Genomic DNA, 19,341 nt, shown 5'->3' on the forward strand with positions numbered 1-19,341 from the left:
ACGCCGTCTGGACTGGCACCGTGGTGCATGGATGCCGTACCCGGACATGCTATCCACACAGTTATCCACAGGTGTGGATGAGGTGCGCATTCCGCGGTGAGGCCCTCTAGGCCGGTTGCTCAGCAACGGTTACTCCAGACAAAAGACGCAATATCTGAAGCGCCAGCCGCTTCGTGATCTTCGGTTCGTGGTCGAGAACCGCTCCGGTTCCGAAACGGCGCTGGCAAGCAAGTTAACAGGTTTCTGGGCGGACGACTACTCATTTCGCCGAGATGAATCGAAAGATAACGAGCGTCTTGAGACCGACGGATACGGGTGTGACCAGTGTGAATAGTGGGCCCGTTTCAGAGGGGGGCGAGTCGAGCACCGGACGGTGATGACGCCGGGGTTTGACCCGGCGAACCTGCGTCAGTACCCTCGAACAGTCGCCCGAACGTTGGCGATACGGCAGCGACCGGCCTCTGGCCGGAGCCCGCGCCGGTTACGAGCAAGACGCAGAAGTTCACCGAGCTTACCGAGTGCGTCGCGTGCGGCAGGCACAACGGGCTTCCGGTGTGTCGGGCTTACGCGACGCGAGATGCAATAAGGAGAGTGTGCCGTGGCCAAGGGCAAGCGGACCTTCCAGCCCAACAACCGTCGTCGGGCCCGTGTGCACGGGTTCCGCCTGCGGATGCGTACCCGTGCCGGTCGTGCCATCGTCACCGCCCGGCGTAGCAAGGGCCGGCGTTCGCTGACCGCCTGAGCACAGGCAGCTCGGCGGTGCTCCCGGCTCAGTACCGGATGAGACGATCGGCCGACTTCGGTGCAACGGTCAAGCATGGCCGAAGGGCAGTGCAGCCGGACGTCATCCTGTACGACCGAGTCCTGTACGACCGACGGACGGACGTTTCCGAGGAGTCGGCGGGTGATTCCGTGACGGCACCTACGCCGCGCGTAGGTCTGATCATCGCCAAGTCGGTTGGGTCTGCGGTGGACCGGCATCGGGTGGCTCGGCGACTGCGCCACGTAGCCCGTGAGGTGTTGGCCGACCTGGAACCTCAAGAGCAACTGGTGATTCGGGCACTGCCTGGCAGCAAGGGCGCGACTTCGGCTGCGCTCGGCACTCAATTGCGTGCGGGTTTGCGGTCGATCCGCCGGGCCGCGGGGGCGGTGCGCTGATGCGCGGAATCGCGGTCGTACCAGTGCGCGGATTGATCTTCGTCATCGAGCTGTACCGACACCTGATCTCTCCACTGCGCTTGCCCAGCTGCCGCTTCATGCCGACCTGCAGCCAATACGCGGTGGACGCATTGACCGAATACGGGTTGATTCGGGGCAGCTGGTTGGCCGCGGTACGGCTGGCGAAGTGTGGGCCGTGGCACGAAGGCGGATGGGACCCCATTCCGGAACGGTCCCAGCGAGCTGCCGAGTGCGGCTGCTCGACCGGAGACGCCCTGAACAAGCGCGACAATCGAGCGGAGGGTCAATACCGTGTCCTTTGATCCGGGCAGCCTGGACTACGTGTACTACCCGGTGTCGGGCATTATGTGGTTGTGGTACAAGGCTTTTGGCCTTCTACTGGGACCGGCGAGCTTCTTCACCTGGGCCCTGTCGGTGGTCTTCCTGGTGTTCACGTTGCGGGCACTGCTCTACAAGCCATTCGTCAAGCAGATCCGGACGACCCGCCAGATGCAGGAGCTGCAGCCGCAGATCAAGGCGTTGCAGAAGAAGTACGGCAAGGACCGCCAGAAGATGGCGCTGGAGATGCAGAAGCTGCAGCGTGAGCACGGGTTCAACCCCATCCTGGGATGTCTGCCGATGCTCGCGCAGGTCCCGGTGTTCCTGGGCTTGTTCCATGTGCTGCGGTCGTTCAACCGGACCAGTACCGGGATCGGCCAGCTGGGCCTGTCGCCGGATCTGAACCGTCAGCTGGGCAACTACTTCTTCAGCGCCGCCGACGTGGGCAACTTCCTGGACGCGAACCTGTTCGGCGCCCCGCTGGGCGCGACGATGATCCAACGGACCGGGTTGGATGCCTTCACCGAGTTCAACCGGGTATCTGTTATCGCGGTCGGGGTGCCGATCATGATCGCGGCCGGTATCGCGACGTACTTCAACAGTCGGGCGTCGGTAGCGCGGCAGAGTCCCGAAGCCGCGGCGAACCCGCAGACCGCGATGATGAACAAGCTGGCGCTGTACGTCTTTCCGCTCGGCGTCGTGGTCGGCGGGCCGTTCCTGCCGCTGGCGATCATCCTGTACTGGTTCTCCAACAACATCTGGACGTTCGCCCAGCAGCACTACGTGTTCGGTCTGATCGCCAAAGAGGAAGAAGCCAAGAAGGACGAAGCGCTGCGCCGCCGCGCCGCCAACGCCCCGGCCCCCGGCGCCAAGCCGAAGCGGGCCGGCCGGGCGGCGACCACGGAAGCTGCAGTCGACGCCGAGGCTGCCGCGGAGGAGTCGAGCGCGACCGAGGCGCAGGCCGGCGAGACCGCGAGCTCTGAGGCCGCCAAACGGAACACGGGCCGACCCGCTGCACGAGGCGGGCGCCCCGGTGCCGGGGCGAAGCCGAAGAAACGCAAGCGGTGACGGGCCGCGACAAGCCAACCGGCGCGTGAGCCGCCGGGCACGGAGGGAGACGACATGACCGACACGACCGATTCGGACACCACGGAGCGCGAGGCTGTGGATTCCGAGGGGGAGACCCAGGAGAGCCAAGCGGCGCCCGGGGTCGACCTGGAAGATCGACTGGTTGCCGAAGGCGAGATCGCCGGCGACTACTTGGAAGAGTTGCTCGACCTGCTGGACTTCGACGGAGACATCGACCTGGATGTCGAAGGCCGTCGCGCGGTGGTCAGTATCGACGGCGGTTCAGACCTGACCAAGTTGGTAGGCCGCAAGGGCGAGGTGCTCGACGCACTGCAGGAGCTGACCCGCTTGGCGGTGCACCAGAAGACCGGTGAGCGCAGCCGGCTGATGCTCGACATCGCCGGTTGGCGCCGTCAGCGTCGCGACGACTTGACCGCCCTGGGCGACGAGGTGGCCCGGCGGGTCTTGGAGAGCGGTTCCGATGAGGAACTGGCCCCGATGAGCCCGTTCGAACGTAAGATCGTCCACGATGCGGTGGCCGCCGTTGCCGGTGTGCACAGCGAGAGTCAAGGTGTCGAGCCGTCGCGTCGAGTAGTGGTTCGGCGGGACTGACGAGACTCAGCGACGGGGAATCACAGCAATGTGATTCCCTGTCTGCGGTCCAATCCCGGGAAGCCGGAGGAATGTTTCACGTGAAACATGTCGAGGGAACACCGGCACCCGAGCCACCCCCGGAGGCGGCGGAAGTATTCGGCGACCGGCTTCCCGCCGCTCAGCGTTATGCGGCCCTGCTGGCGGACGCCGGCGTCGAGCGCGGACTGATCGGCCCCCGCGAAGTGGAACGGCTCTGGGACCGTCACCTGCTCAACTGCGCGGCGGTCGGCGAACTGCTGGAGCCTGCGGAGCGGGCGGCGGACATCGGAAGCGGCGCCGGCCTGCCGGGGATACCAGTGGCGATTGTGCGCCCGGACGTTTCCATGATCCTGGTGGAGCCACTCCTTCGACGCAGCGAGTTCCTGCGTGAAGCGGTCGCCGATCTGCGTCTCGATAACGTGCAAGTGGTGCGTGGGCGGGCCGAAGATCCAGCGGTGCGCGAGGCAGCCGGGGACTGCGATGTCGTGATGTCGCGGGCGGTCGCGAGCCTGGACAAGATCGGCCGGTGGAGCCTGCCGCTGCTACGCACGGGCGGGCGGATGCTGGCGATGAAGGGGGAGCGGGCACAGGCCGAGGTCGATGAGCACCGCGGAGCGCTGGCGAAACTAGGCGCCAACGACGTAAGGGTGGTGAGATGTGGCGTGAACTATTTAACCCCGCCCGCGACCGTGGTGCTGGCACCGCGGGCAGAGCCTCAAGCGAGGCGCCCACGCGGTCGGGCGGCGGGCAGCCAGGCGCGACGGTCGAGCAGGAGGCAGGCATGAGCAGAGCAGTCCCCCCCGGCGTCACGCCCCGGCCAGCGGCCGCCAAGCGTGGAGGTTCCGCGGAGGTGGTTTCACGTGAAACATCCCCCGGGCCGGTTTCACGTGAAACATCGCCAGACTTTGTCGACACCCCGATCGGAGCGGCGGCCGAACGCGCCATGCAAGTGCTGCACACCAATAACCGACTGCCCCGCCCGAAGCGTCGGCGCGTGTTCACCGTGGCCAATCAGAAAGGCGGCGTCGGCAAGACCACGACGGCGGTCAACCTGGCCGCGGCCCTCGCCGTGCAGGGGATCAAGACCCTGGTGATCGATCTGGACCCGCAGGGCAATGCGAGCACGGCGCTGGGTATCGCAGACCGTAAATCGGGGACGCCGTCGTCCTACGAAGTGTTGATCGGGGCCATCCCGGTGACCGACGCCTTGCAGCAGAGCCCGCACAACGAGCGGCTGTACTGCATCCCGGCCACCATCGATCTGGCCGGCGCCGAGATCGAATTGGTCAGCATGGTGGCGCGGGAGAACCGGCTGCGGAATGCCCTGACCGATCTGGACAGCTTCGACTTCGACTACGTCTTCATCGACTGCCCGCCGTCGCTGGGGCTCCTGACCGTCAATGCGTTGGTTGCCGCACCGGAGGTGCTGATCCCGATTCAGTGCGAGTACTACGCACTGGAAGGGGTGTCCCAGTTGATGCGCAACATCGAGATGGTCAAGGCACACCTCAACCCGCGGCTGGAAGTGACCACCGTGCTGCTGACGATGTATGACGGGCGCACCAAGCTCGCGGACCAAGTCGCCGACGAGGTGCGCCGCTACTTCGGCGATCGGGTGCTGCGTACAGTGATCCCGCGCAGCGTCAAGGTCTCGGAAGCACCGGGCTACAGCATGACGATCATCGACTACGACCCCGGCTCGCGCGGGGCGATGAGTTACCTGGACGCCAGTCGGGAGCTCGTCGAGCGCGACCTGGCCGACGGCGGCGGACAACCGTGACCGCCGGTGTACGACGACCCGGAGACGAACAGGAGCGCCACAGATGACCGGACCGTCGCGTAAGAAAGGCGGCTTGGGCCGCGGCCTGGCCTCGCTCATCCCGACGGGTCCCGGTGAGGGCAATGTGGCCCAGGGCGACCGCAGTGCCGACCTGGGCCCGCGCATGGGTGCCGCCGCTGCCGATGTCGTGCTCGGCGGCTTGGGCGGCACACCGCAGGCGGCCACCCCCGACGTGGGCGCGGTGTACCGCGAGATCCGGCCGGCGGACATCGAGCCCAACCCGCGCCAGCCGCGGCAGGTTTTCGACGACGAGGCGCTGGCCGAGCTGGTGCATTCGATCCGGGAATTCGGGCTGATGCAGCCCATCGTGGTCCGGGCCGTGCCCGGCTCGTCGCGCTACCAGTTGGTCATGGGGGAGCGGCGTTGGCGGGCGTCCCAGCAAGCCGGTCTGGAGACCATCCCAGCGATCGTCCGGGAGACCGAGGACGACAACCTGTTGCGCGACGCGCTGCTGGAGAACATCCACCGGGTACAGCTGAACCCGTTGGAAGAGGCGGCCGCCTACCAGCAACTGCTGGACGAGTTCGGGGTGACCCATGACGAACTGGCCACCCGCATCGGCCGGTCCCGCCCCTTGGTGACCAACATGATCCGGCTGTTGCGTCTGCCTATCGCCGTGCAGCGTAGGGTCGCCGCCGGCGTCTTGTCGGCAGGCCATGCCCGGGCGCTGCTCTCCCTGGAGGCCGGATCCGAGGCACAAGAGGAGCTTGCCGCGCGGATCGTGGCCGAGGGTCTGTCGGTACGGGCCACCGAGGAAGCGGTCACTTTGGCCAACCGGGGTGGTGCCTCGACACCGGTCGCTCCGCGGCGCAAGCCCATCCAAATGCCCGGTCTGCAGGACGTCGCGGAGCGGTTGTCGACGACCTTCGACACCCGTGTGACGGTCAGCCTCGGTAAGCGCAAGGGCAAGATCGTGGTCGAATTCGGATCCGTCGACGATTTGCAGCGGATCGTCGCGATGATGGACTCGAAGACCTCCTGAGGCGTTGTAAGCCCAGGTCCAGGGCCACACGGCCGTTACGTCACTGTGACGCTACGGTGACCCCGGGCCGGTGGCGGAACTGAAACATGTTGATTAACAGCAGCTTTCGAAATTTCGAGGGGCCGACTCACCGAATGACGCCGCGGGTGGCATCCGGCGGCTCGACCCTCCTATCCTTAAGGGGCTGCCGTCGGCAGCAGCACGGGTTGAGACCGGGAGTCCAGTGTCTGTCCGAATCGCACCCCTGAAGCTCGAGGGTTTCGAGCAGCTTCCCAAGCACGCGCGCCGCTGCGTCTTCTGGGAGGTGGACCCGGCCACCCTCGGTAGCGACGATCACCTCTCGGACCCCGAGTTCGAGAAGGAAGCCTGGCTCTCGATGGTCATGTTGGAGTGGGGGACCTGTGGTCAGGTCGCCACGCCGTCGGCCGCCGCACGGGGGATCGGGGATCCGCCGTGCCTCGGCTACGTGCTGTACGCGCCACCGCGTGCGGTACCGCGGGCGCACCGATTTCCCACCGGGCCGGTTTCAGCAGACGCAGTGCTACTGACTTCGATCGGTGTCGATCCGGCCCCGATGGCAGACGGCCTGCCCCGGGAATTGATCTCCCGGGTAGTGGAGGAGTTGATGCGGCGCGGGGTACGCGCACTGGAGGCCTTCGGCCGTACGTCCGCAGTCTCCGAACTGCTGGATGTCGGCACCGTGCCGCCCGACGTCGCGCCGGTGTTGGAGGCGGTCGGTGACTGCTCGGTCGAGCATTGCATCATCGCGGCGGACTTCCTGACCGACGTCGGGTTCACCGTGGTGGCGCCGCACCAGTATTTCCCGCGGCTGCGACTGGAACTCGACAAGGGCCTGGGGTGGAAGGCAGAAGTCGAGGCTGCGCTGGAGCGCTTGCTGGAGAGCTCACGGTTGGAGCAACCGATCGGTGCGGGAGCCCCCACGGTGTCCGGCTCGGCGACGGGGTCTATGCGGCGGTCCCAGTTTCGGCTCTCCTGCGTCGAGTCTCGCTGAACCGCCGGGAGTCAGGAACCGCCGAGCTGACCGGTCCGCTCGACCGACAGCTCATGGGCCAGCAATTCGGCGAAGGTGAAGGTTCCGGTCGGCCGGTCGTTCTTGCCGAGCAGATAGAGCCGCTTGACCGCGGCGAGCATTCCCTCGGCGATGGCATCGCGGGTTGCCGGAGAGGCCAGCATCGCACGATCACGTGGGCTGGTGATGTAACCGACGTCGACCTCGACCGTGGGCATGCGGGTCAGGCGCAGCAGGTCCCAGGTCCGGCCATGTGCCCGGCAGTCCTGTAATCCGGTGCGGGCCACGATCTCTCGCTGGATGAAGTCCGCAAGATTGCGACCGATGGTGGACACCGAACCGTGCGAGTTGCCGAAGTGGAATGACGCCACACCGTTGGCCGCCGGGCTGACGTGGGTGGCGCAGCGCAGGCTGATCATCAGATCGGCGCCCACGGCGTTGGCGGTCGCGGCGCGCTCGGCGTCCGACGGATTGCGGCCGCTGGGACGGGACAGGAAGGTGTCCATCCCGATGGCCGTCATCCGGCCTTCCAAGCGACTTGCCAAGTCCCACAAAATATCTGCTTCACTGATCGGACCCGAGGGGGTCTGGGTGATCAGCCCGTGGTCACGACCGCCACGCCCCGGATCGATGACGATCCGCTTGCCGGACAGCCGAGGTCCGGACCGCCGCACCAGCTCCTCCTCGCGGATCGCGTGAGGCGAGCCGCCGGACACCCGCGAGGCCAGGAAGTTCAAGGAGCGCAACGTCTCCGGCCCGCAGATGCCGTCGGCGTACAAGCCGTACTCGCGCTGATAAGACATCAGCGCGTTGTGTGTCTGGATGCCGAAGTAGCCGTCGACCAGACCGGTGTAGAAGCCCAGATCCTGCAGGCGGGCCTGCAGCGTGGCGACGTCGTCGCCGTACATCGGCGCCCCGAACTGATGGTTGAGAATGCGGGCACCCAGGCGGTACGACGCCTCCTTGAGTGCACGGTAGGTGGCCTCGCCGATCACGCCGTCGACGAGCAGGCCACGCTGCTGCTGGAAGGCACGCACCGCCTGGTCCAGGGCGTCGTCGAAGACATCCAATGCCACGTGTTTGCCGGTGCTCAGGTCCGCATCGGGGCTGTCCACCAGCCCCAGCGCGGCCAACGCTGCCCGGATCTCCACCACGGCACCGCTGCGGTCGCCACGACGCAGGCCCTGCTCGGTGCCGCGATGCCGACCCGACATTACTGAGCCCCTCCGGTTGTCGCTGTTGGCAATGGACCGTCGCTGGTGGTTGCCAGCAGATTAGCCAGAATTGTCTCAGATCCCCGGCCAATTTTCGAAAACGGCAAGGCAACAAACGGCACCTAAGAGCCCAGGCTCACAAGCGCGTCGGACGGTGCCCGGAATCGCTAGGTGGCGTCGGCGAGCTCGCGCAGCAGGGCCGCCTTGCCCTTGGCGCCCACGATCCGCTTCACCGGCTGACCGTCCTTGAACAGGATCAGGGTGGGGATGGAGACCACGTTGAAATCCCGCGCGGTGTCCGGGTTGGCGTCCACGTCGAGCTTGGCGACGGTGAGCTGGTCCGCCTGCTCCGCGGCGATCTCTTCCAGGACTGGGGCCACCATCTTGCAGGGGCCGCACCAGGTCGCCCAGAAGTCCACCAGCACGGGCTTGCTGCTGGCCAGGACATCGGCGGCGAAAGTGGCGTCGGAGACGTTCACCGTGGCGTGGTCGGTCATCGAGGTGCTCCCATCAAGGTTTCGGTACCGGTTTCGTGGGCGTCGGCCGTATCGGCCGCGTCTTCGGATTCTGCCAGCCAGCGTTCGGCGTCGATGGCGGCCGCACAGCCGGTCCCGGCGGCGGTGATCGCCTGCCGGTAGGTGCGGTCCACCAGGTCGCCGGCCGCGAACACCCCCTCCAGGGAGGTCCGGGAGCCCGGCTGCTGGACCAGCACGTAGCCGTCCGGGTCCAGGTCGACGGCTCCACGCACCAGCGCCGAGCGGGGGTCGTGGCCGATCGCGACGAACACGCCGGTCACCGGCAGGGTGGTCTCCTCGCCGGTCTCGGTGTCGCGCACCCGCAGCCCGGTCACGGTCGCCTCACCCTCCACGGCCACCGGGACGCTGTTGGTGAGGAACCGGATCTTGTCGTTCTCGCGGGCCCGGTTGAGCATGATCTTCGAGGCCCGGAACTCTTCGCGGCGGTGCACCAGGGTCACGCTGCGGGCGAAGCGGGTCAAGAAGGTGGCCTCCTCCATCGCGGAGTCGCCGCCGCCGATCACGGCGATGTCCTGGTCGCGGAAGAAGAATCCGTCGCAGGTGGCACACGAGCTCACCCCGCGGCCGAGCAGTTCCTGCTCACCGGGGATGTTCAGGTAGCGGGCCGCAGCGCCCATGGCCAAGATGACCGCTCGGGCCCGGTGCGTCTCGCCGTCGGCGGTGACCACGGTCTTGATCGGTCCGTCCAGATCCACCGATTCGACGTCCTCCATACGCAGGTCAGCGCCGAAGCGCAGCGCCTGCTCGCGCATCTCGTCCATCAGCTCCGGGCCCATGATCCCGTTGCGGAAGCCGGGGAAGTTCTCCACCTCGGTGGTGGTCATCAGCGCACCGCCGAAGGCGGTTCCCTCGAAGACCAGCGGGGCCAGTTGTGCCCGGGCGGCGTAGATCGCGGCGGTATACCCGGCCGGGCCGGAGCCGATGATGATCACATCGTGGGTGGATGGTGTCTCAGACATCGAGGGCCTTTCCGCGGGGATCTGGTTACTGGGGCTAGCAACGTCAGCGTAGGCGGCGATTGTTCCCGAACCTCGACGGACGGGTCTAGGGCCGCCGGATGGTCGTGTCGGCCAGCAGTCCGGTGTCGGCGGAACTGCAGTGCGGAGCCACCGCCAAGGCGATGATTGTGCCCTCTGGCGTGCCCGGCACCAGCAGCACGACCCCGGGGTGACCGTTGATCGTGATCTCACGGGCCCCCAGCACGTGCGTCGAGGCCGGGTAGCCCAGCCCGGCCAGGCAACCGGTCCGGCGTGCCGGATCGGCCAGCGGGCCGTATTCAGGGCGTTGGTCCAGCAGCTCGAGGAGCTCCGGTTCGGACAGCGGCAGCGCCGCCGTCGGCGCGGACGCCACCGTTATGGCGTCCAACGAACGGGGGCCGCTGGGAGTGTCGCCGGGGAACCGGATCAACGCGGTCGTGCCGACCCCGATCGCGATCACCGCGGCCGCGCCGCCGGCCCAGGCGGCGATCCGATTCAACCGGGGTAGCGGCCGGCTCGAGTGCGCCGGTGGACCGCTGGGGGCCCGGGATTGTTCGTCGCCCGCATCGATTGGCATGCCGCCGCTTCCGCTCGCTCTGGTAACCCGCCCTCCGGCGCCAAGGCTATCCGGCGCGGGCCGGCCGGGCCGCAGCGCCGGGCCCGGGGTGCAGGGATCGTCCGAGCAGTACGGCCAGCCGGGCACGGCCGCGGGCGCAACGACTCTTGACGGTGCCCGGGGCCACGCCGAACGCGTGGGCCGCGTCGGCCACCGAATATCCCTGCATGTCGACGGCGACCACCGCGGCGCGCTGCGCGACCGGCAACCGGTGTAACGCGGCGCGCACCTCCAGCGCGGTCTCGATCTCAGCGGTGCGATCACCGACGACGGCGTGCGTGACGAGCAGCTCGGTGTGGGCAACCTTGTTGCGGCGCAAGCGATCCAGGCAGGCGTTGATCACGATGCGATGCAGCCAGCTGCCGACGGCGGCGTTGTGGCGAAACGATCCCGCCGCCCGATGCGCCGACAACATCGCCTCCTGCAGGGCGTCCTCGGCCTCGTGTGGACAGCCGGTGGTGAGCCGTGCCAGCCGGCGAAGCCGGCGGTGGTGGCGGCCGTAGAGCTCGCCGAACGCGTAGCGGTCCCCGGCGACATGCGCGGCCAGCAGTTCGGCGTCGCTGCGGTCCCGGTGCCCCATGGGCGGACAGTAACCAGCGGTGGCGCCGTCGGCACTTCACCCAAACGAGCTGTGCACAGGAGGGCTAGGCGGTATCGGCGATCCGCTTAGGAGGACGCCCCCTGCACGGTGATCTCAGAGATCTGGGTACGGCTTTCGCCACCGGTGTTGCCCATCGTGGAGATCCACACCAGCAGGTTCGACGTCGCAGACGACGAGTCGGCGGTGATCTTGTTGGAGCCGGGCTGCAGCGCCTTCGCGGGGGCCAGCAAGGTGGTGTCCTCCAGACGCGACGGCTTCGGTGTCGGGGCGGAGCGCAGCTCCACTCGAGTGCCGGTGCTGGACACGTTGAGCGTGACGGTGCCGATCACCGTGGGCTTGGGCAGTTGCAGCATCAGCCCGACGCCGTTCTTGAAATTCGGGAAGGGCACCGGATCGGAGTAGGTGTCCGTCGACCAGGCGGTGGCCGGATTTCCGTCGATCGCCAGGCCGGCGTCCTGGGGCCGGTCTGCCTCACCACCGGGGGAGAAGACCGTCACCTGGACGGGCTTGACGATGCCACTGGGCCCGGTCGTGCCCGGCTGCGACGACGCTGACGGACTGCTCAAGCCCAGTTCAGTCTTGTCCAACCCGTTGACGTCACCGAAGATCCGGTTGAGCACCGAGGCCAACACCAGCAGCGCGACCAGGATGACGGCCCCGCCAATGCCCAGGCCGATCAGCACCCGGCGGCGCCGCTCGGCCCGCGTCTCGTCGTCCGGTGGTGGGGGCGCCGGACGCGGCGCGGGCTGCTCCTCGCCGACCGTGCCCAACAGCTCGGTCTGCTCGTGCAGGGCGGTCGCCTGCTGCAGCAGGTTCGACAGCGTCGACGCACCGCGGATCCCGCCGTCGGGCTGGATCGCGTGGCTGGCCGCCGCCGAGATCTGGAACGGGATGTCGGGGTTGATCGAGTCGGGCTTGACCGGGTTGCCGGCCTCGTCCCGATCCGCCGGTTCCAGTCCGCCGTCGGCCCCGGCATCGGTCAGCGGCCACCGGTTGACCAGCAGCGCGTACAGGGTGGCACCGATCCCGCGGATGTCGTCCTCGGGCTTGGTGTCGGGCAGCGTGGCGGGGAAGGCCAGCGTGACGTCGCCGTCGATGCTGACCCGGACCCGGGCCGGGTGGTCGATCGACAGGGCCACGCCGCTGTGGTGGGCGGACTCGGCCGCGGTGGCCAGCGACCGGATCGCCCGGGCGGCGCCGATCGGTGACGGCGACGTGCCGGCCACCTCCTGCAGCGAGGCACCGCGCACCCATTCGGAGACCACCAGTCCGCCCGCACCGACACGCACCACGTCAAGCACGCGGGCGATACCGGGCAGGTTGATCTGGCTGAGCCGCTGGGTGCGCGACAGGACGCCGGTGAGCTGGTCATCGGCCATGGTCTGATTCGGGTCGACGAACGTCAGCGCGACCTGTCGATCCAGCGCGGTGTCCAGTGCCTGCCAGAACTGCAGCACCGCAGTGCCGCCGTGGCGTACCAGCAGCCGGTAGCGGCCACCGGCGATGCTCAGGCCGGGTGTCAGCAAGCTGTCATTGCCGGCTGACTCGGGGGCCTCGGCGGCCCGCTGAGACTGCTGCGGAGCAACGGTCCGCGACGCGGCCCGAGACCCGGCGCCCTCGGAAGGAATGTCGGCCACCTCCGCGCCTTTCGGTGTCCGGCCACCGGCGATGTGCTCCGGCGGCGTATGCGCGGCGGGATCGTTGGGCACGTCCCCGCCGGTTGTGGGCAAACGGTTGTGCTCAGCGTACGGGACGGCGAGATCGGGAGAAGGCGGGTTCGGCATGCTGATTGAGGCTCCTCGGGCACCTATTGTTCGGCGCACCGCGGCCAGGGCGGCAACGGCCTCGGGCACCTGCGCGCGGACCATGACCGCCCCGATGATCGGCAACATCACCAGCGCCATGACCAGCAGACGCAACATCGATCCCGCGGCGCCGTGGTCGGTCAGCATCCGCAGGCCCAGCACTCGATCCAGCACCTCGGCGACCAGCCCGGCCAGCAGCGACGCCGTCAGCGTCACCAGCACGGTGCGGATCACGTCCGGCCTCACCAGATGCCCACTGACCGGGCGCAGGGAGCGCCGCAGCAGCACATGCCCGAGGACCGCCCCGGCAAGAAAGCCCAGACCGTTGGCCAGGCCGAGATAGGCGGCCACCAGATCCGGGTTGTCGGTCAGGTGCGGGGCCGCCACCGACGCGACGATCTTCACCGCGGTGATCACCACGATGATGGCGATGGGAGTCCACGGTTGTTCCCGGGCGTAGAACACCCGCAGCTGCAGCAGCACCATGGCGTAGGGGATCAAGGTGAAGGCGGACATGGCGACCGCGGCGCCGAGGTAGCCCGCGTCCACGTTGCCGAAGTTGCCGTAGGCGAACAGCGCGCTGCCGATCGCCGGACCGCCGACGGTCATCAGCGCCACGATCGGAATAAGGGTGATCATCATCAACCGGGTGGCCAGCGACAGGTCGGCCAGCACCGCGGGGTCGTCGCCGGCGGCGGCGTTGCGGCTCAGCCGGGGCATCACGACGGTCAGGACCGTTACGCCGATCATGCCGAACGGCAGCTGCAGGAGCAGCCAGGCGTAGTAGTAGATCGCCGGGCCGGACGCGGCAGCGGTGCTGGCGATCTGATTGGTCACCACCAGGCCGACCTGGCTGATCAAGACGTAGAGCACCATCGCCGAGGCCATCGTGCCGAAACGCTTGAGCCGGTCGTCGATTCCCCACAGCGGACGCAGGCTGATCCGCTCGCGGCGGATCGCCACCAGCAGCACCGCGGTCTGGGCGACGACACCCGCCGTGGTGCCCAGGCCGAGTACCAGCAACTTGGCGTTGCCCATCCGCACCGGGTCGACCGACAGTTCCCCCGGCACCAGCAGGTAGGCCACCAGGGTGGCGATCGCGACGACGTTGTTGACCACCGGTGCCCACGCCGGTGCACCGAAGATGTTGCGGGTGTTGAGGATTGCCATGAACACCGAGGACAGCCCGTAGCAGATCACCTGCGGTAGCAGCAGATAGGCGAAGGCGATGGTCAGTGGCTCGTTGACCTGGGGGTCGCCGCCCAGCATCAACCGCACCAGCAGCGGTGCCGCCGCCACCGACATCACCGTGGTGGCCAGCAGCAGCGCGGTGGCCAGCGTGACCAGCCGTCGTACGAACGCGGCACCGCCGTCGGCGTCGTCGCGTTCGGCGCGGGCCAGTACCGGCACGAAGATCGCGGTGAATGTCGCCTCCAGCACCAGGGCGGCGATCTGATTCGGCAGCTGGTTGGCCACCGAGAAGGCGCTCGAGAGCGCCGCGCCCAGAATTGCTGCCAACAGCACCACCCGGATGAACCCGGTGATCCGACTGACCAGCGTGGCCAAGGCCATTCCCCAGGAGCGCGACACCACCGCGGCGTCGGTCAGCTCGGCGCGCGCGGGTTGCTGCGCCGGCGTGCTCATCGGTCGCCGCCTGGGTTGGATGGGGGCGCGGGCAAGTCGGCGCGGTCGGGTTGCCCGCGGAAGCGGTGCCAGAGCCGACGCCCGGTCAGCACCGTCAGCGCCGCGGCGGCGGTCATGGTGATCAAGAACAGCACCATGCCGTAGGCGTTGGAATGCACCGACAGCCGTACGGACTCACCCAGCGGTAGACCGTCGGGAGTCTGCAGCGCCGCATCGACGACGAAGTGCTGGTTGACGCGCACCTCGACCGGAACCCGCAGCGGCAGATACCCCGGCGGCAGTTCCAGTTCCCCGACATCGGTCACCGTCATTCCGGGTGGGGCGTCGACATGCAGCCGTACTCGGATCGGTACCGCCAGATCGTTGCGCAGCGCCAGCGGCAGCGGGCTGTGCTCGGTGGCCAGCGTGTAGGAGTCGGCGGGGTTGACGATGGTGACCGCACCGATCAGGTCGGTGACGGTGTTGCCGATGATCGCCAGCCGCTGCGCCGCCAGGCCGTTGCGGACATCGACCGGCTCGGACTGGGTCAGCGCGCGCAGCATGCCCTCGGCCAGCGGCGCCGTGTACGCCTCGCCGGTCAGGCCGGTGCGGGCGTCGGTGGTCAGCGCCGAGGTCAGGCCCGACAGCCGGCCGATGTCGTTGGCCACCGCGCCGATGACGTCGGGGCTGAAGCCGCCGGCCGGTTGTTGGGGCGGCAGCGGATGTTCGGGCGGGGCTGTGACGCCACGTGATTCGGCGATCACCGCGGTCAGCGGCCGGGCCACGGCCAGCCCGGAGCGCAGCGCGGTGGCCAAGGTGGTCAGCACGGCTTGGGCGTCGTCGGCGCGGGGTTTCCAGTACGCCGGCGGCATCAGAATCTCGTCGCGTGGCGCGCCGGGATCCTCCGGGGACTCCAGTCCGCGCCACAGCATGGAGCCCAGGGCGTCCTGGCGCCGGGCCAGCGCCGAGTCGTGACGAAGCCGGACGGCCAGCGAGCCGTCCTGGTAGCTGGGTGCGACCGGATCGGTGCCCATCGCTGCCAGCGCGGCGCCGACGGCGGGGTCATAGGGCACGGCCACCAGCTGTGGGGACAGCCGCCGCGGGGTGAGGTCGGCGGTGGCGGAGGCGCCGGCCGCGGTGTCCTGGGCCGCGCAGTCACCGGCGGTGATCACCACCGTGTCGCCCTGCGCACCGATCAGGTCCGCGGCGCCGGCCGTGAGCCGGCCGTCGCCGAGCAGGACCGCACCCCGGGTCGAGGTCACCTCGAGGATGCGGTCGACGATGTCGGCGGGCTTGTGCACCGCGATCTCGTCGAGCCGCGCGTCGCCCACCCGCGCCAGCGCGTCCAGGTCGGCCTGCGCGTAGGGGGTTGCCGTGACACAGGTGTGGTGCGCCAATCGGCGCAGCCGTTCCAGCCAGGTCCGGGCGGCGTCGCGGCCGGTGCCCGGGTGCGAGGTGGCGCTGTCGGGGGAGTCGGCGACGACGTACCCGCTGGTCATCGCGTTGACGGTGACCACCAGGTCGGGGTCGACGGCCAGACACAGTGCTTGGTTGACCACGCCGTTGGCGTCGACCGCGGGGCTGGTGGCGAATTCGGCGGCGGACAGCAGCGCATCGAGGCGCCCACCGGGGGCCAGCGATGTCGCCAGGTCATCGTCGGTGAGCTGAACCGGCAGGGTGCCGCCGGGCGCCCCGGGGGTCAGCCGGGGCCGATCGGCCAGCGGCCAGAACATGGTGAGCCGCACCGGCTGGGAGATGTCGGGTGCGACGGCGCCGGCGGACAGGTCGGAGTCCGCGTCGGGCTTGGGCAGCCCGGTCACCGGGAGCAGGAAGCGGGCGTCGTCGAGCCGGGTCGGCTCGCCGTAGTCGGGCGTGCCGTTGACGTTGACCAGCACCGGATAGATGCCGGGGTGGTCGACGTTCAAGGCCGGCTCGCTCGCCGAGCGCAGCGGCGCCGACAGCGTGAAGCGGGCTTCCTGACCGCGCTGCAGCTCGGTCGCCACCGTGCTGAACGTGCCCACCGGGCGGTACTGGTCGTTGGCCCCGCGCAGGTTGGTGCGCAAGCCGGCCGAGGAGGCGACGGCGCCGGCCTGCTCGAGGCGCACCATCACATCGCGGACCGGTCGGTCCCCGACATTGCTCACCGTGCCGGCGACGGTGACCAGGGGGACGCTCGAGGTGGTGACAACCTCCGGGGTGACGCGGTCGATCCGGATCTGAACGAACGGAGCCACGTCGGGTTCGCCGGCGGGAACGTGCGGGGCGGCGCCGCCGAGCGCTGTGCCGAGGGTCATCAGGAGGGCGGCCACCACCGCCGGGAGGGCCGCCAACCGCCTCGGCGAGGGACCCTCACCGCTTCGTCGCGTGCGGGTCACGGGTCTAGCCTGCGACCGTTCTTCCGGTCCGGCGAGTTCTCGCCTGTGCGAGTACGGCGGGCGCGGGAATGCGTCTGTGGTCGTCGCCAGGGTGCGGTCACCGGAAGGGGCGGCAGGGCGGCCGGGCCGTCGGCCTGCAGCCGGTCGATCAATTCGTCGGCGACCAGCGCCAAGCGTCGTTCGTCGGCGTAAGCCAAGCGGGACGGCAGCTCCCGGATGGGCACCCACGCCACCTCGGCGACTTCCACGTCGTCGTCGCACAGTTCCCCGCTGGAGAACCGCAACAAATAGTGGTGCACGGTCTTGTGCACCCGGCGACCGTCGGTGACGAACCAGTAGTCGATGCTGCCCAGGGCGGCCAGCACGCTGCCCTGCACGCCGGTTTCTTCGGCGACTTCGCGGATGGCGGTCTGCTCGGCGGTCTCACCGACTTCGATATGTCCTTTGGGCAGTGACCACAGCATCCTGCCGCGCCGGTCGACGCGCCCGATCAGTGCCGCGACCTGTCCGTCCCGCGGACCGTCGATGCCGTCGACGACAAGTCCGCCCGCGGACGTCTCGTGCACGGTGCGCAACCGTTCCGGCCCGTGCCGCGCGGTGCGGGGCCGGCGCTGGGCCGCCCGACTGGGCGTCGCGCTCGGGCTGGGGCTGGCATCGGTGGCGGGGGATTCGGCGTGGTTGATTTTCGGACCAGACGTGCGTCGACCACGGCGCCGCCTGCGGCGCCGTCCCGAATTGGCTTCTCCGCCGTCGGCCGACACCCATGCGATAGTAGCTGGCACGCTGGGGCCGACCTGCCTCCCTCGCCGGTGTCCCACGCCGCCCGGTTTCGGTGTGTTCAGTCCGCCCAGTGTGCGGAATCGTCGGCGCGGCCCGCGAAAAACCTACGAAACCGCACACTCGGCAGCGGGTGGGTGACGACTTGGCCGGCTTCGCCGTCCTCGCGACCACCGCTGGGTTGTGGGCGGTGGCCCGCTTCGCCCGGCTTCGCCGTCCTCGCGACCACCGCTGGGTTGACGGCGGTGGCCCGCTTCGCCCGGCTTCGCCGTCCTCGCGACCACCGCTAAGCTCATCGAACGTGCCTGATGCCCATCGCGACGACGCCGACCTGCTGACCACGGCGGCCGTGGAGCTGAACCGGCACGCCGAGTTGCTGCGCAGCCTCGGCGCGATGTTCGCCGAAGCCGGTCAGGAGATCTACCTGGTCGGGGGATCGGTCCGCGATGCGCTGTTGGGCCGGCCGAGCCCGGATCTGGATTTCACCACCGACGCACGCCCCGAACAGGTGCTGCGCATTCTGCGGGGCCGGACCGAGGCGATGTGGGACACCGGTATCGACTTCGGCACCGTGGGCGCAACGCTGGGCGGCCAACGCGTGGAGATCACCACTTTTCGGGCCGACAAATACGACCAGGTGTCCCGCAATCCCGAGGTGCGCTTCGGCGACTCGCTCGACCAGGACCTGGTGCGCCGCGACTTCACGGCCAACGCGATGGCGGTCCGCATCACCCCGGCCGGACCGGGGGAGTTCCTCGACCCGCTCGGCGGCCTGGCGGCCCTGCGGGATCGTGTGCTCGACACCCCGACCGCACCGCAGGATTCCTTTGGCGACGACCCGCTCCGGATGCTGCGCGCCGCGCGGTTCGTCTCCCAACTCGGGTTCACGGTGGCGCCGCGGGTGCGGGCCGCGATCGAGGACATGGCGCCGCAGCTCGCGCGCATCACCGCTGAACGCGTGGCCGCCGAGTTGGACAAGTTGCTGGTGGGTGCCGACCCGGTGGCCGGCCTGGATCTGATGGTGGCCACCGGGATGGGCGATGTGGTGCTGCCCGAGGTCGGCGGCATGCGGATGGCGATCGACGAGCATCACCAGCACAAGGACGTCTACCAGCACTCGCTGACCGTGCTGCGTCAGGCGATCGACCTCGAGGACCCAGGGCCCGAAGGTGGTCCCGATCTGGTGCTGCGCTGGGCGGCGTTGCTGCACGACATCGGCAAGCCGGCCACCCGCCGGCACGAAACTGACGGAGGCGTCAGTTTCCACCACCACGAGGTGGTGGGCGCGAAGATGGCCCGGAAACGGATGCGTGCGCTGCGCTACTCCAAGCAGATGATCGACGATGTCTCCCAGCTGGTCTATCTGCACCTGCGGTTCCACGGTTACGGCGACGGCAAGTGGACCGACTCGGCCGTGCGGCGCTACGTCACCGATGCCGGACCGCTGTTGGGACGGCTGCACAAACTGGTCCGGGCGGACTGCACCACCCGCAACAAGCGGCGCGCGGCGCGCCTGCAGGCCAGCTACGACCAGCTCGAAGAGCGGATCGCCGTCCTGGCCGAGCAGGAGGATCTGCAGCGGGTGCGGCCGGACCTGGACGGCAACGAGATCATGGCGCTGCTCGACATCCCGGCAGGTCCGCAGGTGGGCCGCGCGTGGAGCTATCTCAAGGAGCTGCGCCTGGAGCGCGGGCCGTTGACGCGCGAAGAGGCGACCGCCGAGCTGCTGTCGTGGTGGCAGACCCAGGGGAACCGATAGCGGGAGCT

The 19,341-nt window shown here is 68.8% G+C and carries 18 protein-coding genes; 10 read left to right on the forward strand and 8 right to left on the reverse strand.

Annotated elements, in window-relative coordinates; genetic code table 11:
- Window positions 1–598 precede the first annotated feature (598 nt).
- The 9 genes from rpmH to ACJH5R_RS20070 all read left to right on the forward strand — a co-directional run bounded on the left by rpmH (window position 599) and on the right by ACJH5R_RS20070 (window position 7,032).
- Window positions 599–742 (forward strand): 50S ribosomal protein L34, encoded by a 144-nt coding sequence (rpmH, locus tag ACJH5R_RS20030; protein ID WP_024442093.1) that lies wholly within the window; start codon window positions 599–601, stop codon window positions 740–742.
- Between the two features lie 17 nt (window positions 743–759).
- The gene (gene rnpA, locus ACJH5R_RS20035) at window positions 760–1,158 is read left to right on the forward strand and encodes a ribonuclease P protein component (RefSeq protein WP_406759482.1); all 399 of its coding nucleotides are present in this window, start codon (window positions 760–762) and stop codon (window positions 1,156–1,158) included.
- A complete protein-coding gene (yidD, locus tag ACJH5R_RS20040; RefSeq protein WP_406759483.1) occupies window positions 1,158–1,481 on the forward strand; it encodes a membrane protein insertion efficiency factor YidD in 324 nt (107 codons plus the stop codon). Before rnpA ends, yidD begins: the two co-directional genes overlap by 1 nt.
- Before the next feature lie 43 nt (window positions 1,482–1,524).
- Window positions 1,525–2,565 carry a membrane protein insertase YidC gene (gene yidC, locus ACJH5R_RS20045; protein ID WP_406782711.1) on the forward strand — a complete coding sequence of 347 codons (1,041 nt, stop codon included), beginning with the start codon at window positions 1,525–1,527 and terminating at the stop codon, window positions 2,563–2,565.
- Between the two features lie 54 nt (window positions 2,566–2,619).
- Window positions 2,620–3,177: a protein jag gene (locus ACJH5R_RS20050; RefSeq protein WP_406759484.1), complete on the forward strand. Its 558-nt coding sequence runs from the start codon at window positions 2,620–2,622 to the stop codon at window positions 3,175–3,177.
- An 80-nt stretch (window positions 3,178–3,257) separates the two neighbouring features.
- Complete coding sequence (gene rsmG / locus ACJH5R_RS20055) at window positions 3,258–3,983, forward strand: 16S rRNA (guanine(527)-N(7))-methyltransferase RsmG (RefSeq protein ID WP_406759485.1); 726 nt, start codon at window positions 3,258–3,260, stop codon at window positions 3,981–3,983.
- Complete coding sequence (locus ACJH5R_RS20060; protein WP_406759486.1) at window positions 3,980–4,978, forward strand: ParA family protein; 999 nt, start codon at window positions 3,980–3,982, stop codon at window positions 4,976–4,978. The genes rsmG and ACJH5R_RS20060 overlap by 4 nt, the downstream gene beginning before the upstream one ends.
- Window positions 4,979–5,021: 43 nt before the next feature.
- Window positions 5,022–6,020, forward strand: a complete 999-nt coding sequence (locus tag ACJH5R_RS20065; protein WP_406759487.1) for a ParB/RepB/Spo0J family partition protein — start codon at window positions 5,022–5,024, stop codon at window positions 6,018–6,020.
- 223 nt (window positions 6,021–6,243) lie between these two features.
- Complete coding sequence (locus ACJH5R_RS20070) at window positions 6,244–7,032, forward strand: acetyltransferase (RefSeq protein ID WP_406782674.1); 789 nt, start codon at window positions 6,244–6,246, stop codon at window positions 7,030–7,032.
- Between the two features lie 11 nt (window positions 7,033–7,043).
- Here the strand turns inward: ACJH5R_RS20070 and ACJH5R_RS20075 are convergent, their stop codons facing one another.
- The 8 genes from ACJH5R_RS20075 to ACJH5R_RS20110 all read right to left on the reverse strand — a co-directional run bounded on the left by ACJH5R_RS20075 (window position 7,044) and on the right by ACJH5R_RS20110 (window position 17,558).
- A complete protein-coding gene (locus tag ACJH5R_RS20075) occupies window positions 7,044–8,264 on the reverse strand; it encodes an N-acetylmuramoyl-L-alanine amidase (protein ID WP_406782675.1) in 1,221 nt (406 codons plus the stop codon).
- 167 nt (window positions 8,265–8,431) lie between these two features.
- Entirely contained in the window at window positions 8,432–8,761 is a 330-nt protein-coding gene (gene trxA, locus ACJH5R_RS20080) for a thioredoxin (RefSeq protein ID WP_308485036.1), read from the reverse strand.
- On the reverse strand, window positions 8,758–9,759 hold the full coding sequence (trxB, locus tag ACJH5R_RS20085; RefSeq protein ID WP_406782676.1) for a thioredoxin-disulfide reductase: 1,002 nt from the start codon (window positions 9,757–9,759) through the stop codon (window positions 8,758–8,760). The genes trxA and trxB overlap by 4 nt, the downstream gene beginning before the upstream one ends.
- Window positions 9,760–9,844: 85 nt before the next feature.
- Window positions 9,845–10,354: a hypothetical protein gene (locus ACJH5R_RS20090; protein ID WP_406782677.1), complete on the reverse strand. Its 510-nt coding sequence runs from the start codon at window positions 10,352–10,354 to the stop codon at window positions 9,845–9,847.
- 46 nt (window positions 10,355–10,400) lie between these two features.
- A complete protein-coding gene (gene sigM / locus ACJH5R_RS20095; RefSeq protein ID WP_406782678.1) occupies window positions 10,401–10,973 on the reverse strand; it encodes an RNA polymerase sigma factor SigM in 573 nt (190 codons plus the stop codon).
- Window positions 10,974–11,059: 86 nt separating this feature from the next.
- Window positions 11,060–14,443, reverse strand: a complete 3,384-nt coding sequence (gene murJ / locus ACJH5R_RS20100; protein WP_406782679.1) for a murein biosynthesis integral membrane protein MurJ — start codon at window positions 14,441–14,443, stop codon at window positions 11,060–11,062.
- Window positions 14,440–16,716, reverse strand: a complete 2,277-nt coding sequence (locus ACJH5R_RS20105; protein WP_406782712.1) for a hypothetical protein — start codon at window positions 16,714–16,716, stop codon at window positions 14,440–14,442. The genes murJ and ACJH5R_RS20105 overlap by 4 nt, the downstream gene beginning before the upstream one ends.
- 77 nt (window positions 16,717–16,793) lie before the next feature.
- A complete protein-coding gene (locus tag ACJH5R_RS20110; RefSeq protein WP_406759494.1) occupies window positions 16,794–17,558 on the reverse strand; it encodes an NUDIX hydrolase in 765 nt (254 codons plus the stop codon).
- 317 nt (window positions 17,559–17,875) lie between these two features.
- Between ACJH5R_RS20110 and ACJH5R_RS20115 the strand changes: the two genes are divergently transcribed.
- Window positions 17,876–19,333 carry a CCA tRNA nucleotidyltransferase gene (locus ACJH5R_RS20115; RefSeq protein ID WP_406759495.1) on the forward strand — a complete coding sequence of 486 codons (1,458 nt, stop codon included), beginning with the start codon at window positions 17,876–17,878 and terminating at the stop codon, window positions 19,331–19,333.
- Window positions 19,334–19,341 lie beyond the last annotated feature (8 nt).

The sequence above is a fragment of the Mycobacterium sp. SMC-19 genome (genome assembly GCF_045310815.1).
Classification (GTDB): Bacteria; Actinomycetota; Actinomycetes; order Mycobacteriales; family Mycobacteriaceae; genus Mycobacterium.

What these genes read in the sequence shown, in the direction of transcription:
- yidD (WP_406759483.1), top strand. Translation starts at nt 1,158, where the DNA reads ATGCGCGGAATCGCGGTCGTACCAGTGCGCGGATTGATCTTCGTCATC.
- murJ (WP_406782679.1), bottom strand. Translation starts at nt 14,443, where the DNA reads ATGAGCACGCCGGCGCAGCAACCCGCGCGCGCCGAGCTGACCGACGCC.
- sigM (WP_406782678.1), bottom strand. Translation starts at nt 10,973, where the DNA reads ATGGGGCACCGGGACCGCAGCGACGCCGAACTGCTGGCCGCGCATGTC.
- ACJH5R_RS20065 (WP_406759487.1), top strand. Translation starts at nt 5,022, where the DNA reads ATGACCGGACCGTCGCGTAAGAAAGGCGGCTTGGGCCGCGGCCTGGCC.
- ACJH5R_RS20075 (WP_406782675.1), bottom strand. Translation starts at nt 8,264, where the DNA reads ATGTCGGGTCGGCATCGCGGCACCGAGCAGGGCCTGCGTCGTGGCGAC.
- ACJH5R_RS20050 (WP_406759484.1), top strand. Translation starts at nt 2,620, where the DNA reads ATGACCGACACGACCGATTCGGACACCACGGAGCGCGAGGCTGTGGAT.
- trxB (WP_406782676.1), bottom strand. Translation starts at nt 9,759, where the DNA reads ATGTCTGAGACACCATCCACCCACGATGTGATCATCATCGGCTCCGGC.
- ACJH5R_RS20090 (WP_406782677.1), bottom strand. Translation starts at nt 10,354, where the DNA reads ATGCCAATCGATGCGGGCGACGAACAATCCCGGGCCCCCAGCGGTCCA.
- trxA (WP_308485036.1), bottom strand. Translation starts at nt 8,761, where the DNA reads ATGACCGACCACGCCACGGTGAACGTCTCCGACGCCACTTTCGCCGCC.
- ACJH5R_RS20105 (WP_406782712.1), bottom strand. Translation starts at nt 16,716, where the DNA reads ATGACCCTCGGCACAGCGCTCGGCGGCGCCGCCCCGCACGTTCCCGCC.
- yidC (WP_406782711.1), top strand. Translation starts at nt 1,525, where the DNA reads ATGTGGTTGTGGTACAAGGCTTTTGGCCTTCTACTGGGACCGGCGAGC.
- ACJH5R_RS20060 (WP_406759486.1), top strand. Translation starts at nt 3,980, where the DNA reads ATGAGCAGAGCAGTCCCCCCCGGCGTCACGCCCCGGCCAGCGGCCGCC.